This is a genomic window from Gemmatimonadota bacterium (genome assembly GCA_009841265.1).
Classification (GTDB): domain Bacteria; phylum JAAXHH01; class JAAXHH01; order JAAXHH01; family JAAXHH01; genus JAAXHH01.
In genome coordinates this window covers 1346944-1362226 of sequence record VXMB01000009.1, presented here as the reverse complement: position 1 = coordinate 1362226, position 15283 = coordinate 1346944, and the positions used below count along the sequence as shown (strand labels likewise).

The following is a 15283-nucleotide window of genomic DNA, read 5'->3' as shown; positions in this document are numbered from 1 at the left end:
GTGGCTTAAACTGCCTCGCGGTTTGCCACGATCGAATCTCGTTTTTCCGCGATGGACGACAAAATCGATTCGAGGATTTCCACCGCTGCCAACAAGCTCCTGCTGGCGCTGGTCGTCATCACCGGATCCATCACCGCCAGTCTGCTGTACACTTCCTGAGGAATGGGACCGCCATGAAGGCTGCCGTCGTACTGCTCAGCGGCGGGGTCGATTCGGCGACCACGCTCGCCATGGCCCGGCACAATGGATTCGCGTGCCACGCCATCACCTTCGACTACGGCCAGCGCCACCGGTTCGAGCTCGAAGCGGCCAGGCGCGTCGCCGAGTCCATGGGAGTCGGGCGCCACGTGACCATACCCTTCGACCTGCGGGCCATTGGCGGGTCGGCGCTGACGGACGAAATTCCCGTGCCCATGGACCAGGATCCGGAGACCATGGCGGGGCAGATCCCGTCCACCTACGTCCCGGCCCGCAACACCATCTTCCTCTCCTTCGCGCTGGGCTGGGCTGAAGTGCTCGGTGCATACGACCTGCACATCGGCGCCAACGCCATCGATTACAGCGGTTATCCCGATTGCCGGCCCGAATACATCGCTGCCTTCGAGCGCATGGCCAACCTGGCGACGCGTGCGGGGGTGACCGGCGAGGGCAGGTTCAACATCCACGCGCCGCTCATCGAAATGTCCAAGGCCGATATCCTGCGAACCGGCGTCCGGCTCGGGGTGGACTACGCCCTCACGACCAGCTGTTACGACCCGGCGGACGACGGGGCGGCCTGCGGCCGATGCGACGCCTGCATCCTGCGGCGGAACGGGTTCGAAGAAGCCGGTATCGAGGATCCGACGCGATACGCCTCATGACGCTTCCGGCGCTCGGTTTTCCGCATCGATCCGGGCCAACAGTTCCTGCAGTCTCTTCGGCGATACGGTCCGTGCGGTCCCCAGTTCCTGGGCGAACACCGACACGCGGTATTCCTCAAGCATCCATCTGAATTCATCCAGCAGGACGGGATCCGCGTCCTCCCGGGCTTCCAGTGATTTGAGCGCATCGTCGAAAGGCTTGACCCGCTCCGCCTTCTTCAGGTCCTTCGAACGGTCTTCCCGGGCTCGGCGGGAACGCATTTCCATCGCCTCGAGGTATCGGACAAGGTTGGGCAATTCGACGGAAGGTGTTTTCCGCAGGAAATCGGGTGGAAACAACCGGTCGAGATCGTCTTCCATGCCGGGGTAGGCGCCGTCCTTTCCGATTCTTCCCCCGACTACCCTTTCCAGCGCCTCCATCTGTTGTCGAAACCATTGGGGGAGTTTCTTCAACAGCCCCCGCGCGGTCTCCACGTCTTCTTCGAAGCGCCGGGCCGTCAGCGGATACAGGGGTTCCCGGGTGAACAGGGCGGCCAGGAGGTGGTCGTAAGCGGTATCCTGCAGCGCTTCGAACCCGCCGGCATGGTCCGACAGGGCGGGTAGGCTCCGAAGAAACGCCAGATCCCTGCGCAGCCAGGCCATTTCGTCGCCCATCCGGCGTTCGAGCAGGCGAACCAGACCCCTGCGGCTTTCCCGCAGCGCTTCATGCCGGTCCCGGAACAGGCGCAGGTCCACCAGGTCGTCATCCGCCTGCAGTCCGGGATAGGCGTACTGGGGCACGGTTCCCGACAGACCGATCTCGACCCTTTCGGGCAGGTCCCCGATCGACCAGTCCCGCAGGTCGTACTTCTCCCAGATTTCCGCCGCTTTACGCCAGCCTTCCGATTCGACGGCGGCGGCGCGGCCTGTGACTTCGGCGTGCAGGCGGTTCGGATCGCGGGTGGAAAAGACGGTGCTCCCGTCCTCCGCGGTCACCAGGACGCGCATGCTCAGGTGATCGGGAACGGAATCGGGCGACCAGTCCGCCGGTTCGATTTCGATCCCGTGCCGCCGGGCGATGTATGCCGCGAGCGCATCGGTCAGGGAGGATGCGGAAGGATCCAGGCCCTCCGCGATCGTCCGGGCGGTTTCCGGAATGGGCACGAGCTGCTTGCGTTTCCTTCCGGGCAGTCCTCGGAGCAGGGCTTCGATCTTCTCGCGCAACAGGCCGGGCACGAGCCATTCCAGTGTTTCGGGATCCAGCAGATGGACCCGGTTGGCCGGCAGCGAAAGAGTGACCCCATCCTCTTCCCGGCCCGGCCGGCAGGCATACTGCAGGGGAAGCTGGTCGCCTTCCAGGTTGAAATGTTCAGGAAAACCCTCCGGCCGGCCTGGTCGGCCCGGTCTGCCTGGTCTACCCGCTCCGTCCTCTTCCTCCTCGGTCCCCGTAAGATCCCCGATTTCCATGTGCAGGAAGGAAGCATTGTCCGCGCCTGCAGTCTTCATCAGGCGGTTGAGGTCGTGCACCGACGATACCCCGGAAATCCGTTCTTCGTAGAAACGGAAGGCGGCCTCGTCGAGATCGACGCGATAGGCGTTTCGGTGTTGCAGCAGCCAGGTCTCGGCATCCCGCCGTATCCCGCGGTTATGCTCCAGGAAGTCATGCCGGGCTTCCAGGTTTTCGCCGACCAGGTCTTCGCCGACCAGGCCGACCAGGCCGACCAGTGCCTCGCGGATGAAGATACGCGTCGCGTCATCGGGATCGATCTTCTTGTAGTCGACGTTTCGCCGGGAGACCATCAGGCCGTACAGGTGCAGCGTTTCCGTGGCCGTCACCCGCCCGGCGGACCGGTCCCAGCCCGGATCGGAAAAGGAAGCGCTGCACAGGTGGCGGCCCAGTTCGGCGGCCCACCCGGGTTGTATCCGGGCCACCGTGCGCGCGTAGAGCCGGTTGGTCTCGACCATCTCCGCGGCTACGATCCAGGTCGCGGCGCCCGTCCCTTTCCGTGGTCTTTCCGCGGCATCCTTCCCAAGATCATCGTGCCCCCGTCCGGCAGGTCTTTTCTCCGGGTGCTGTTCGACCGTTTTTCTTCGAAAGAGGCCGGATCCGGGGAAGATCATGGCGGTGCGGTTCCGAGCCCCGGAATAGAGATTGCCTTCCCGGTGTTCAGCGACCTGGCTGAGCAGTCCGCTGAGGATCGAACGGTGGATCGCGTCGTAGTGTGCCCGGTCCGCACGTCCCGCCCTTCCGCGGAACCCGCCGGATTCCCGCAGCGCGCGCCGGAGTTGCACGTAGATATCGCGCCACTCGCGCATACGGTTGTAGGACAGGTAGTGTTGCCGGCAGAACCTGCGCACGGCGCCCTGGGTCTGCAGGTGCTCGAAGGTGCGGTGAAAGGCCTCCCAGATATTCAGCAAGGTCAGGAAATCCGAGGTCCTGTTCCTGAATTTGCGGTGTTCGGCGTCCGCCTGTTCCTGCTGATCGAGCGGCCTTACGCGAGGGTCCTGTATGCTGATGGCCGACGCGATCACGAGGACCTCCTGCAGGGCGCCTTCCTGCCGGGCCTGCAACAGCATGCGTGAGACCGTGGGCGATACCGGCAATCTCGCCATGTCCCTGCCCCGGCCGGTCAATCGCCGGTCCCGGTCGATAGCCCCCAGTTCGGCGAGCAGCTGGAACCCGTCCCGGATCGCCTGGGGCGTGGGCGGGTCGAGAAAGGGGAAGGCGTGGACGTCGCCCAGTTTCAGCGCCAGCATGCGCAGGATGACTTCGGCGAGATTGGCGCGCTGCAACTCGGGCGTGGTGAATTCCGGCCGGCTTTCGAGGTCGGCCTCGCTGTAGAGCCGAAGGCAGACACCTCCCGACACGCGACCGCACCGTCCGGCCCGTTGCAGGGCGCTGCTTTTAGCAATAGGTTCGATGGGCAGTCGCTGGGTGCGGGTCCGTGCGGCGTAACGGCTGATCCGCGCGAGACCGGTGTCGACGACGTACTTGATGCGCGGTATGGTCAGCGAGGTCTCGGCGACGTTCGTGGCCACGACGATGCGCCGGTTGTTCCCCGGCCGGAAGACCCGCTGCTGATCCGCGTTGGTCAGCCGACCGAAAAGCGGAAGCACGTCGGTGTGTCGGTAGGACCGGCCGTCCAGCCTCCTGCGTGTCTCGTGGATGTCCTTCTCCGTGGGGAGAAACACCAGGATGTCGCCCCGGCCGGGTTCTTCCATGATCCTGTCAACCGCGTCCACCGCCCCGTCGACATAGGTATATACTTCGGATTCGCCCCGGGTATCCTCGAGGGTCAGATAGCGGATCTCCACCGGGTGCAGGCGTCCGGACACCTCGACGACCGGCGCCTGGCCGAAGGCGTTCGAGAAAGCGGCGGCGTCGATCGTCGCCGAGGTGACCACGATCTTGAGGTCCTTCCTGCGCCGGATCAGCAGACGCAGGTAGCCGAGCAGGAAGTCGATGTTCAGGCTGCGTTCGTGGGCCTCGTCGATGATGATCGTGTCGTATTCAAGCAGGTCCGGATCGTGCTGTATCTCGGCGAGCAGCATGCCGTCGGTCATCATCTTGATGCGGGTTTCGGCCACGGTCTCGTCCGTGAACCGTATCTTGCAACCAACTTCCCGTCCCCAGGTCGTGCCGAGCTCCTCGGCGATGCGGCGCGAGACTGACAGGGCGGCGACGCGCCGGGGCTGCGTGCACGCGATACGGCCGTATACACCCCGGCCGGCTTCGAGACAGATCCGGGGCAACTGCGTCGTCTTGCCTGAACCGGTCTCCCCCGTCACGATGACCACCGGGTGGCCGCGCAGGGTTTCCAGGATTTCGTCTTTCCGGGTTGAAATGGGCAGCTGGGGGTCGATGTCGACGGTGGTGTCTGAGCGAAGGCGCGCCTCCACGAGGCGGGCCGACGCGGCCGCCTGATCCTTCAACCTGCGAAGCCGGCCCTGGTCTGCGCTTCCGCCGCGTGCTCCACTTCCGCTGCTCGCACCGCTCCCCCTGCGTGCACCGCTCCCGCCGCGCGCACCGCGCGACCTCTTCAGCTCACGTTGGATGTCCCGACGGTCCTTGAGCGTGCATCGGGGGAGCAGGTCTCGGATCTCGGCCGCCAGCCTATGGTTCGTGGAGGCATCCACTACATCAGGAGGCCCGCCACGGTGGCGGTCATGTTGGCGGCCAGGGCGCCGCCGATCATGGACCGGATACCGAACCGGGCGATGTCCTTGCGCCGTTCCGGCACCAGTCCGCCGATCCCCCCGATCATGATCGCGATGGTCCCGAAGTTGGCGAAGCTGCACAGCGCGTACGTGGCGATGGCGAACGACCGTTCCGACAGTTGCTCCTGCATGGCGCTGAGGTCCTGGTAGGCGAGGAACTCGTTCAGGATGGTCTTCTTGCCGATCAACATGCCCACGGCCTGGGCGTCTTCCCACGCCACGCCCATGAACAGGGCCAGCGGCGCGCAGAGCCATCCGAGCATCCGTTCAAGGGAAAGCGGTTCACCGCCCACGTAGGGGGCGAGCCCCACCGCCCAGTTGAACAGGCTGACGAAGGCAATGGCTATGATGAGCATGGCCGCCACGTTCAACGCCAGTCTCAACCCGTCCGACGCGCCGCTGCAGGCCGCATCGATGAAATTGACCCCCGGTTTCGGGACGTCCACGGTCACGACACCCATGGTGCGGGAGGTTTCGGTCTCGGGGGTCATGATCTTGGCGACGACCAGCGCCGCGGGCGCCGACATGAGCGAGGCGGCCAGGAGATGGCCGGCGTCGGCGCCCAGGGCGACGTAGGCGGCCAGCACGGAACCCGCCACAGTCGCCATGCCGGAGGTCATCACGGCCATGATCTCGGACCGGGTCATGGTCTTCAGGTAGGGCAGGATGACGAGCGGCGCGGTGGAAGCCCCGAGATAGACGTTCGCTGCCGCGGCCATGGATTCCGATCCGGAGGCGCCCATGACGCGCACCATGACACGGGCCATCTGCCGGACGATCCACTGGATGCAGCCCAGGTAGAACAGGATCGAGGTAATGGAGGATACGAAGATGATCATCGGGAGCACGGAAAAACCGAACAGCGCGGTTTCCACCAAGTCGCCGAAGACGAACCGCGCGCCCTCGTTGGAGAAGGCGATCACCTTGTTGACGGCCAGCCGGGCCACGTCGAACACCACCTGGCCCGGCGCCGTGTGCAGCAGAAGCAGAGCCAGCAGGCCCTGAAGCCCCAGGCCGCTGCCGATGAGCCGCCAGTTCAGCCGACTGCGGTTCTCCGACAGGAGCCAGGCGATGGCCAGGAGAACGACCAGGCCGAAGAGACCGAAGACACGTTCCATGGGCGGCTATCCTTGGCTGGCGGTTCCCGGCCAAAGGGAGGCCAGGCCGACGTACAGGTAACCGGCGAAAAACAGGCACAGGAAGGGTATGGAAGCGTAAATGCCGTTGATGGCCGTGTAGTAGATCAGCAGGCCGAAGTGCACGGCGAACAGCAGTTCCAGCGCGGGAAGCCAGTTCCGGGTCCCCCGGTAGCGCAGACCACGCCATGAGGCCGCCCGAGTCGCCTGGTTCAAAGGGGCCGACAGGTCGACCTGGTCCGCCTTGTCCGCCTGGTCGGCCTTGTCCGCCTGACCCGCCTTGTCCGACTTACCGAGGATACCGTATTTGGGCGTCCGCTGGAAACCCGACTTGAGGTTAAGCAGCGCTTCCAGAACGGCCCGCGTGTTGTTGAGGCAGATGCCGATGCCGATGGACATGAGTACGGGGAGGAAAAAGGGGGACCATATCCACCTGGAGCGGTTGATTTCGAACTGCGCGAACAGATAGAAGAGCGAGACGGAAACCGTGGCCGCGCAAAGAAAGGGCAGGTCGATCCAGAAGGAATTGATCCATCCCGCCTGCACCCGGATCACGATGGACGGGAAGATCAGGACCGAGAGCAGCAGCATGAGCAGGTAGGCCATGTTGTTCGTGAGATGATAGGTCGCCTCCAGCTTGAAACGGAAGGGCAGCGCGCTGCGCCACACCGGGGGCAGCATTTTCTTCGCGGTCTGTATCGATCCCTTGGACCACCGGTGCTGCTGGGTCTTGAAGGCGTTCATTTCCACGGGGAGTTCGGACGGCGTGGAGACTTCCTCCATGAATACAAAGCGCTGGCCCCGGAGTTGCGCCCGGTAGCTCAGGTCGAGGTCCTCGGTCAATGTGTCATGCTGCCAGCCGCCGGCCGCCTCGATGCACTCCCGACGCCAGATCCCCGCTGTCCCGTTGAAGTTGAAAAACCGTCCCGACCGGTTCCGGGCGCCGTGTTCCATGACGAAATGACCGTCCAGCATGATCGCCTGGACCCGGGTCAGGATCGAGTAACCCCGGTTGAGATAGGTCCACCGGGTCTGTACCAGGCCCACCCGCTCGTCGTGGAACCGGTGCATGGTGTTCCTGAGGAAGTCCGGCGGCGGGATGAAGTCGGCGTCGAAAATCGCGATGAACGCGCCGCGCGCCACCTCGAGCCCCTCCTGCAATGCGCCCGCTTTGTATCCGGTGCGTTCCTTCCTGTGAAGGTAATGGATATCGATGCCGGCAGCCCGGTGACGTTCGACGCAACGGGCCGCGAGACCGCGGGTTTCGTCGGTCGAATCGTCCAGTACCTGTATTTCCAGCCGGCCGCGGGGATAGTCGATGCGGCAGACGGCGTCGATCAGCCTTTCGACCACGTACTGTTCGTTGTAGAGGGGCAGCTGCACGGTAACCAGGGGGGGCGGATCTCCAAGGGCTTCCGGCTTTACACGCCTTGCCCGGTCCTTATATTTGTAGTACAGATACACCATCAGGTACCGGTGGACCCCGTAGACCGCGAGCAGGAACAGGACGAGGAAGTATAGAAGTATGAAGATCAGCGAGAGATAGCTCATACATGTCCGTTTCTGCTTACCGCATCCCGGCCGGATTCACTGAACGGCTTGCCCCGATAGCCATCCCCGGCCTCCTGCTCGTGGCCGCCTGTGTCGTCATAGTGGCCATCGGCGACCTGCGGGAGGGTCTGATCGGGCCAGGCGGACCGTTCGTTCCCGACGCGTTCCTGCCTGCCTTCCTGTCCTCGTGGGTGGCCCTGCCGGACGCCCTGCTGCTGTTCTGGATCCCCTTCGCCGCGGCATTCATCGCCTACTCGGTCGCCGTCGTCCACCAGGTCCGGGCCGGTGCGTCGTCGGGCCGGGATACGTTCTGGTTCATCCTGGCCGCGTCCATCCTCTGCCGCGTCATCCTGCAGTTCAGTCCCCCCACTCTGTCCGACGACATCTACCGATACCTCTGGGACGCCAGGATGCAGTTCCAGGGCGTCAACCCCTACGTATACGCCCCGGAAAGCGACGAAATCGCCCACTTGCGCGATGAATACCATGAGGGAATCAACAACAAGGACGTCCCCACGGTCTATCCGCCCCTGATGCAGGCGGCCTTCATGGCCGCGGCGTATCTGTGGTACAGTCCCGCTTCGATGAAAGTGCTCTTCACCCTGTGCGACGTGGGCGTAATCATCCTCACGATCCTGATGCTCCGTCGCCGGAACCTACCGCGGGAGCGCGTGCTCATCTACGCCTGGAATCCCCTCGTCCTGGTCGAAATCGCGGGCAGCGGCCACAACGACTCGCTGCCGGTCGTCCTCATGCTCGCCGCGTTGCTGGCCGTGGACGGCCTCCGTCCGGCCCGGGCGGTTGCCTGGCTTGCCCTTTCCATGCTCGCCAAGTGGTTCACCGCCATGCTTGTCCCGTCCTTCTACCGGAAGATACGCGGCATCAGGCCGTTCTGGCTGATTCCGGTCCTGCTGCTCGCCGGCTACCTGCCCTACCTCGGCGCTGGACCGGACCTGTTCAGCGGACTCCTGGTCTACGGCGACAAATGGCGGTTCAACGACAGTCTCTTCTCGATCTTCTTCTATCTGACGGATTCGCTGAACGCGTCCAAGATCATCGCGGCATTGCTCTTCGCCGCCCTGGTCGCGTACTGCGCGGTCAGGATAACGGATCCGTTCCGTTCGGCCTTCGTACTGCTCGGAGGCTATCTCGTGCTTACGCCCACGGTGCAGCCCTGGTACCTGGTCTGGATCATCCCCTTCCTCTGCCTGTACCCCAACCCGGCGTGGATCCTGCTCTCCGGCCTGGCCGCCCTTTCGTACCATGTCGTAATCGGGTTCGTCCTTACCGGGACCTGGGAAGAGGAAATCTGGGTCCGCTATGTACAGTACGTCCCCTTCTACGGCCTGTTGATCGCGCGCGTCGTGAGGGACGGATCGTGGCGGAACGCGCTGAAACCGGCTTCCTGAAGCACACGGAATTTCACGGAAGCACCAGAGGCGTCGCAACCATGGCGGCGCACCGGCGTAAAGTAACCGGCGCGGGCGTCGGAGGCAAGCGCTAAGGCGCCGCGCGGCGCGGCGGCGACGGCCGAATTCGATTGACGAAATCCCGCCTCGATTGTACACTCCTCCGCCGATATCAGCCAAATGACCGTGTGGATTTCATGACAAAGCAAGACCAAGCTAGACCGATCTGACCGGAGGATTCAATGCCCGACACATCCCTGTTTTCCCTGGAAGGCAAAACCATGATCGTCACCGGTGCGAGCAAGGGCATCGGTAAGGCCATCGCGCTGGGGGCCGCCCGCGCGGGCGCCGACCTGGCGATCGGAAGCCGCACCCGGGCCGACCTGGAGCCGGTGGCTTCCGAGATTCGTTCGATGGGCCGCGACTGCGTCGTTCATACGGTGGACGTGGGCAAGTTGGATTCGATCCGCGCATTCGTGGACCAGGTGCTCGCGGATGCGGGAGACATCGATATCCTGGTCAATAACGCCGGGTGCAACCGGATCATGCCGGTGCTCGAAGTCACCGAGGAAGTGTACGACGAGATCATCGACGTGAACCTTAAAAGCGTCTTCTTCCTCAGCCAGGCCCTCGCCGCGCACATGATCGAACGGGGCCGCGGCGGGCGCATCATCAACATATCCTCCCAGGTGGGCGTCGTCGGCGGTCCGCTGCGGGCGGCCTACACGGCGGCCAAGGGCGGCGTGTGCACGCTGACCAAGTCCATGGCCGCCGAATGGGCGGAGCACGGCATCACCGTGAACGCCGTGGCGCCGACCATGACGCGAACCCCCATGGTGGAGAAGGCGATGGAGAACCCGGGGTTCCGGGCCAATATCAAGAAGATCCTGCTGGGACGGCTGGCCGAACCGGACGAAATCGCCAGTTCGATCATCTACCTCGCGTCCGACGCGAGCGCCATGGTAACGGGCCACACCATGGTCGTGGACGGCGGTTACACGGCCGTGTGAAGGAAGGCGGCGTTCCGTTCGGCGGGTGGTATTCCATTCAGCGAGCGGTATTCCTTTCGGCGGGCGGTATTCCGTTCGGCACGCTGCCGGGCGCGGCCTGTTCGTCCCCTGTTCTCCCTGCTACCGACTATTCCGCTGGCGTCTGACCTGGGCCCGGGCCCGGTTGTGCTCGCGGTTGGTTTCGGAAAAGATGTGCCTGCCGTCCCCGCGGGCTACGAAGAAGAGATAGGGCACGTCCTCCGGGTAGAGCGCGGCGTGAATGGACGCCTCGCCGGGGCTGCAGATCGGTCCCGGCGGCAGCCCGGCATGCACATACGTGTTATAGGGCGAGGGGTGGACCAGGTGCTTCTCGTAGAGTCTCATGTTCGGCCTGCCGATCCCGTACTGGACCGTGGGGTCGGCCTCCAGTCGCATGCCCCTCCGCAGCCTGTTGTGAAATACCCCCGAAATGACGTCCCTTTCGTCGTCCACCATCGCTTCCTGTTCGATGATGGAAGCCAGGGTGACGATCTCGTGTAAACTGTACTCCAGTTCTTCCGCCCGCTTACGGTACTCCTCGGTGATGGATTGCAGATGTCGCGACGTCATCTGCTTGAGGATGTCATCGACGGTCATGTCCGGGTACATGTTGTAGGTCGCCGGGTACAGGTATCCTTCCAGGGTGGGCGCTTCGATCCCCAGCGATCGCACGGCCTCCGGATCGACGGACCGTTGTACGAACGCAGTGGAATCGATGCCGATCCTCGTCCGCAGGATCCGAGCCGTTTCTGGGATGGTCAGGCCCTCCGGGACATTGACGCGATTGACCACGATCTTGCCCTCGACGAGCATGCTCAGGATCTGGCCGGCGTCCATGTAGGTCTCGATTTCGTATCGTCCCGCGTTTATGCCGTGCCCGACCCCCCTGTAACGCGCCAGCAGCTCGAACAGGATCGCGTGACGTACCACGCCCCGGTCTTCCAGGTCCCCGGCGACGTCGGACAGGGTCATGCCGGGTTCGACGGTGTACTGGATGACGGTATCGCGCTCGACCGCGAGGTTGGAGAACTGGTAGGCCGCGACCAGCACGGCCGTTCCGATCAGCACGACGAGGACGTTGGAAGCGGCAAGTAGCTTTTTCATAGGCGTGAATCCGGTTCTGTTGCCTTCCCCCGGCGGAAGTCCAGGTAGTTCTGCAGCAGCAGCGTGGCGGCGATCCGGTCCAGGCTGCCCTTGTTTCCCCGGGGCGTGCTGCCCATTTCATGCATGGCCCGACGGGCCGAAACGCTGGTCAACCGCTCGTCCCACGTACGTACATCGCAGGACACCTTCTTCCGCAGCTCGTCCGCCAACGCCTCGACCTTCCCGGCCATTTCGCCCGCGGTTCCGTCCATGTGGACCGGCAATCCCAGGATGATCTCACGCACTTTCTGTTCCTCGACGATATCCACGATGGACGCCAGGGATTCGACCGTGTCTGCCGTCTGGATCGTCTCCAGTCCCTGGGCGATCAGACCGGCCGGATCGCTCAGGGCGAGCCCGACCCGTCGCTCTCCATAATCTACGGCGAGTACCCGCCCCACCGAAGTTTGGCCTGTTCCGGTTCCCGAGGGAGCGACGGTATCGGCGAGATCACCGGCCATGCCATCGGCCACCATGCGGTCACCGGTCATGCCATCACCGGCCATGCCATCGGCGCCATGCGCCGGGAGGCCAGTCTGCCGTCCGCGCTTCGACTTCTGACGTCGCGGCGTCGTGGCGCTGTTGGGTCTGTTTTTTCGGGGCATGTCGATCTTTCCTGTCTCACGCGGCACCGGTAGCCGCTCAGGGCGAAGCCGCCCGCTCCCGTTCGATCATCGGCGGCAGCCCGGTCACGCTGATGCGCCAGAGCAGGCGGCTGTCACGGGATCCCGTGGCCGGTTGCAGCACCGTGGCCTTGTGCAGGGTCGAAAAAGTGTCCCACGCACCGGCGTCGCCCACCCTGAAGTCGTATTCGGTCACGTATTCCGGCTTGATGGCGTGGGCGGCCAGTTCATCCAGCAGATCGAAAGCCTCGTCATCCGGCATGCCGACGATGCCGAAGGAACTGCCGCAGACGCCGTAGAGCGCTTTGCGGCCGGTGACCGGGTGGCGCTTGACCAGGGGATGGTAGACGTTCTCGACCCGGTCCTTCTGGTCCAGCGTCAGTTTCTCCGCCGAGGTCGAGGACTCCTCGTTCATGTCCGCCCGGTTGCCGTAGTGATGCAGGACGGACAGGTTGTCGATGGTGTCTTTCATCTTCACGGGCAGGTCGTCGTAAGCGGTCATCTGGTCGGCGAAGTAGGTCGGACAGCCCCCATCGGGCCACTGCCGGCCGTAAACGACCGTGGAACTGTTGGGCGGATCCTGGTAGGCCACGTCCGTGTGCCAGAATGCCGCGCCTTCGTAAACGCCGATCGGACGTCCGTCTTCGAAAATGTTAGAGAGGTTGAGAATGGCCGGATGGTTCTCGTGACGCAGGTGATCCAGGAAATGGGGCTTCTGTGCGCCAAACTCCTTTGTCAAGGCATCGTAGCGGTCGAAGGTCATTTCCTGGCCGGGGATCACGATCAGGCCATGCACGTGAAACACCCGCAGGATCTCCCCCATGACTTCCGGTTCCAGCGGTTCCGACAGATCGACTCCGGTTATCTCCATGCCGAATCCGGGCAGGGGTTTCGTGGAAATTCGCATGGCGGTCACCTCCAAGTTCCTCAAGGCGCCATCTCCATTACGCCGTCCTATGCCGGAGCGCCGTAGGGACTGTCTCGAAACACGGTCTTCAGGTCACGCGCCCATCCCGATTCGGGCAGAAAGCGCGCGCAGTCGTTCCAACCCGATTCGAGGGCCGCGCGGAACAGCGGTTCCGCGGATGACCGCGGCCACGCGCCGATCAGCCGGAACAGCGCGGGCGAATACGCGCCGGGCCTGGGTGGCCCGTTCGATCCGTCCGGTCTGGCCGGTTCGGGCTGTCCGTCCGACGCAGGCGATCCGGCCGGTGCAGACGACTCCGACCGGATCATGGCGTGGACGGCCGCGGAGTAAAGCCGGTCATCGTACCGCGCCAGCAGCTCGTCTACCGGGGTCTCGCCATCCCGCACGGGTTCGTCCTCCGTCTTGAACAGCAACTGCAACAGGGGGGCTATGGCCTCGTCGGGCAGCGTTTCTGCCGGGCACTCCAGCAGGGAGACATATACCGCGTCCCGGGTATATTCCGCACCCAGCCTGCCCAGGTGGCGGTACCGATCGCCGACCGGCGGCGGCGCTCCGTACGCGACGGGCGCCAGGGTCCGTTCCGGGGGGAGTACCGTTTCCCCGTCCGACGGGAAGACTTCCCGGTAGGCCGTGAGGGTGAGCCGCTTGACCTCGTACGCGTACATGTCGGGGTGGACGTCCTGTACGCGATCCGCGGCGAACAACAGCCACCCGGGCGCGTATAAGGCCTCGTCCCGGTAGAGTACTGCGCGGATCGGCTCGGATGCCCCGTCGGCCAGGATACGCAACTCGGCGGTATCGAGAGGAAGGCTTTGGACGGTCCGGTGCGCCACGTCGAACAGCACCGCCACCTTCTGCAGATCATCCTCGCCTTCGAGTTTCAACGACGATTTCAGGATGTTTTCGGCGGCCTTGCCGAGCCTGCCCAGCGGTTCGACCACCGCCCAACTGCCCTTTATTTCGGACTGTCCCCGTCCGATCCAGCCGCCCCGGTTGAACCAGTTCGCGATTGTTCGGACGAGCAGGATCGCGACCACAACGAAGAGGGCGATGATGAGAAGGCGTTGAAACATGATGGGCTAACGCGCGACTCCCAGCATGTCGACCACGATGCCGCAGTAGGCCCGTGCGACACGGAGAGTGGACTCGATACTGACGAATTCGTTGGCCTGGCAGGTGTTTCCCCCTTCGGGGCCGTACACCAGCGTCGGGATGCCCCCGGTCACGGCAAAGTGGTTCGTGTCGGCCACGCTCCTTGCCAGGGCGTATCGCACCGGCCGACCGAGCTGCTCCTCGACCCGCTTCCGGGTGGATTGGACGAACTTCGACCCGGGATCCACGATGTAAGGCGCCGGCGCGGGCGTGGGCCGGTCATCCCAGGTGACGCGCCACTCGGACGCGATCGACAGGGACCGGATCAGCGCCTCGACGTCCTCCGCGGCCTCGTTGATCGACTGTCCGGGCAGTATGTGCCTGTCGAGAACGACCTGCGCGTGTTCCGGCACGAGGATGATGTTTCTCCCCCCGCTGATTTCAATGACGCAGATCGTACCACCGAGGTCGAACTCCTCGTTCCAGCCCAGTTCGATCCGGTCCAGCACCGTGATGATCTTCGCGGCGTCATGAACCGCGTTGACGCCCTCTCCCGTGTACGCGGCGTGGGCCGTCCTGCCCGCCAGATCGATCTTGATCACGTGGCGGCCCCGCGAACCGATGCGCAGGCGTCCCGGCGGCGTGGGTTCGGGTATGAGGCAGCCTTCGCACCCCTCGAGCAGCCCGCTGTCGATCAGGGCGTGGGCGCCTCGGGACCAGTTCTCTTCGTCGGTCGTGGCGGAGACGATCAGGTCGCCGGCCAGTTCCGTCCCGGACCGGACGATGGCCTCTACCGCGGCGAGCACGGCCGTCGCGCCGGCCTTCATGTCGTGCGCGCCGAGTCCGTACATGCATCCGTCTTTGACCACGGGCGACCACGGGTCCGTTTCCCAGCCATCGCACGCGTCGAAGGTGTCCTGGTGGAAATTGAGCATGAACGCGCGGCCGTTCCCGTTGCCGCGGCCGGGAATACGCACCGCCAGGGTGTCGCCCGAATCCTCTACCGGAATCCGGTGGATCCCGGCAAGACCGATCTCGCCGAAAAACCCGTGGAGCATGTCGCCCAGTGCCCGTTCGTTTCCCGTGATCGACGGAATGGCGACCAGCCCTTCGATCAGTTCGGTGATTCGCCCGTGTGTGATGGACGTGGCAATGGCTTCCAGGGTCATATGTCCTGCCGTTTCGGTACGCGCTCCGATGCCCGTATTCATCGGTCCTCCGCTCCTTCTCATGATACAACGTAAAGCCCTGGCAGACAAGAGAATTATCTTGACATAAAGGGCCATGCGCGTTAGTTATACCAGCGCTTCAGGGGC

The 15283-nt window shown here is 64.1% G+C and carries 11 protein-coding genes; 3 read left to right on the top strand and 8 right to left on the bottom strand.

The features are described from left to right. Positions 1 to 173 precede the first annotated feature (173 nt). A complete protein-coding gene (gene queC / locus F4X08_10765) occupies positions 174 to 860 on the top strand; it encodes a 7-cyano-7-deazaguanine synthase QueC (GenBank protein MYD26280.1) in 687 nt (228 codons plus the stop codon). Here queC and hrpA read toward each other — a convergent pair. From hrpA to F4X08_10750, 3 genes are read right to left on the bottom strand one after another with little or no spacing between them, the layout of a single operon-like run. After that, the gene (gene hrpA / locus F4X08_10760; GenBank protein MYD26279.1) at positions 855 to 4976 is read right to left on the bottom strand and encodes an ATP-dependent RNA helicase HrpA; all 4122 of its coding nucleotides are present in this window, start codon (positions 4974 to 4976) and stop codon (positions 855 to 857) included. The genes queC and hrpA overlap by 6 nt on opposite strands. After that, complete coding sequence (locus F4X08_10755; GenBank protein ID MYD26278.1) at positions 4976 to 6175, bottom strand: NupC/NupG family nucleoside CNT transporter; 1200 nt, start codon at positions 6173 to 6175, stop codon at positions 4976 to 4978. The genes hrpA and F4X08_10755 overlap by 1 nt, the downstream gene beginning before the upstream one ends. Positions 6176 to 6181: 6 nt before the next feature. Beyond that, the gene (locus F4X08_10750; GenBank protein ID MYD26277.1) at positions 6182 to 7744 is read right to left on the bottom strand and encodes a glycosyltransferase; all 1563 of its coding nucleotides are present in this window, start codon (positions 7742 to 7744) and stop codon (positions 6182 to 6184) included. Between the two features lie 2 nt (positions 7745 to 7746). On the opposite strand from F4X08_10750, the gene F4X08_10745 reads away from it, so the two are divergent. Both F4X08_10745 and F4X08_10740 read left to right on the top strand, forming a co-directional pair. Beyond that, a complete protein-coding gene (locus F4X08_10745) occupies positions 7747 to 9153 on the top strand; it encodes a hypothetical protein (protein MYD26276.1) in 1407 nt (468 codons plus the stop codon). Positions 9154 to 9395: 242 nt separating this feature from the next. Beyond that, positions 9396 to 10163, top strand: a complete 768-nt coding sequence (locus tag F4X08_10740; protein MYD26275.1) for a glucose 1-dehydrogenase — start codon at positions 9396 to 9398, stop codon at positions 10161 to 10163. Between the two features lie 120 nt (positions 10164 to 10283). Here the strand turns inward: F4X08_10740 and mltG are convergent, their stop codons facing one another. From mltG to F4X08_10715, 5 genes are read right to left on the bottom strand one after another with little or no spacing between them, the layout of a single operon-like run. Next, on the bottom strand, positions 10284 to 11285 hold the full coding sequence (gene mltG / locus F4X08_10735) for an endolytic transglycosylase MltG (protein ID MYD26274.1): 1002 nt from the start codon (positions 11283 to 11285) through the stop codon (positions 10284 to 10286). Next, a complete protein-coding gene (ruvX, locus tag F4X08_10730) occupies positions 11282 to 11929 on the bottom strand; it encodes a Holliday junction resolvase RuvX (GenBank protein MYD26273.1) in 648 nt (215 codons plus the stop codon). The genes mltG and ruvX overlap by 4 nt, the downstream gene beginning before the upstream one ends. Before the next feature lie 37 nt (positions 11930 to 11966). Continuing rightward, positions 11967 to 12854 (bottom strand): TauD/TfdA family dioxygenase, encoded by an 888-nt coding sequence (locus F4X08_10725; protein ID MYD26272.1) that lies wholly within the window; start codon positions 12852 to 12854, stop codon positions 11967 to 11969. A gap of 47 nt (positions 12855 to 12901) precedes the next feature. Further along, complete coding sequence (locus F4X08_10720; protein ID MYD26271.1) at positions 12902 to 13948, bottom strand: hypothetical protein; 1047 nt, start codon at positions 13946 to 13948, stop codon at positions 12902 to 12904. A gap of 6 nt (positions 13949 to 13954) precedes the next feature. Further along, on the bottom strand, positions 13955 to 15253 hold the full coding sequence (locus tag F4X08_10715; GenBank protein ID MYD26270.1) for a M20 family metallopeptidase: 1299 nt from the start codon (positions 15251 to 15253) through the stop codon (positions 13955 to 13957). Between the last annotated feature and the right edge of the window lie 30 nt (positions 15254 to 15283).

What these genes read in the sequence shown, in the direction of transcription:
- mltG (MYD26274.1), bottom strand. Translation starts at nt 11,285, where the DNA reads ATGAAAAAGCTACTTGCCGCTTCCAACGTCCTCGTCGTGCTGATCGGA.
- F4X08_10755 (MYD26278.1), bottom strand. Translation starts at nt 6,175, where the DNA reads ATGGAACGTGTCTTCGGTCTCTTCGGCCTGGTCGTTCTCCTGGCCATC.
- F4X08_10715 (MYD26270.1), bottom strand. Translation starts at nt 15,253, where the DNA reads ATGGCCCTTTATGTCAAGATAATTCTCTTGTCTGCCAGGGCTTTACGT.
- queC (MYD26280.1), top strand. Translation starts at nt 174, where the DNA reads ATGAAGGCTGCCGTCGTACTGCTCAGCGGCGGGGTCGATTCGGCGACC.
- F4X08_10720 (MYD26271.1), bottom strand. Translation starts at nt 13,948, where the DNA reads ATGTTTCAACGCCTTCTCATCATCGCCCTCTTCGTTGTGGTCGCGATC.
- F4X08_10725 (MYD26272.1), bottom strand. Translation starts at nt 12,854, where the DNA reads ATGCGAATTTCCACGAAACCCCTGCCCGGATTCGGCATGGAGATAACC.
- F4X08_10740 (MYD26275.1), top strand. Translation starts at nt 9,396, where the DNA reads ATGCCCGACACATCCCTGTTTTCCCTGGAAGGCAAAACCATGATCGTC.
- F4X08_10750 (MYD26277.1), bottom strand. Translation starts at nt 7,744, where the DNA reads ATGAGCTATCTCTCGCTGATCTTCATACTTCTATACTTCCTCGTCCTG.
- ruvX (MYD26273.1), bottom strand. Translation starts at nt 11,929, where the DNA reads ATGCCCCGAAAAAACAGACCCAACAGCGCCACGACGCCGCGACGTCAG.
- F4X08_10745 (MYD26276.1), top strand. Translation starts at nt 7,747, where the DNA reads ATGTCCGTTTCTGCTTACCGCATCCCGGCCGGATTCACTGAACGGCTT.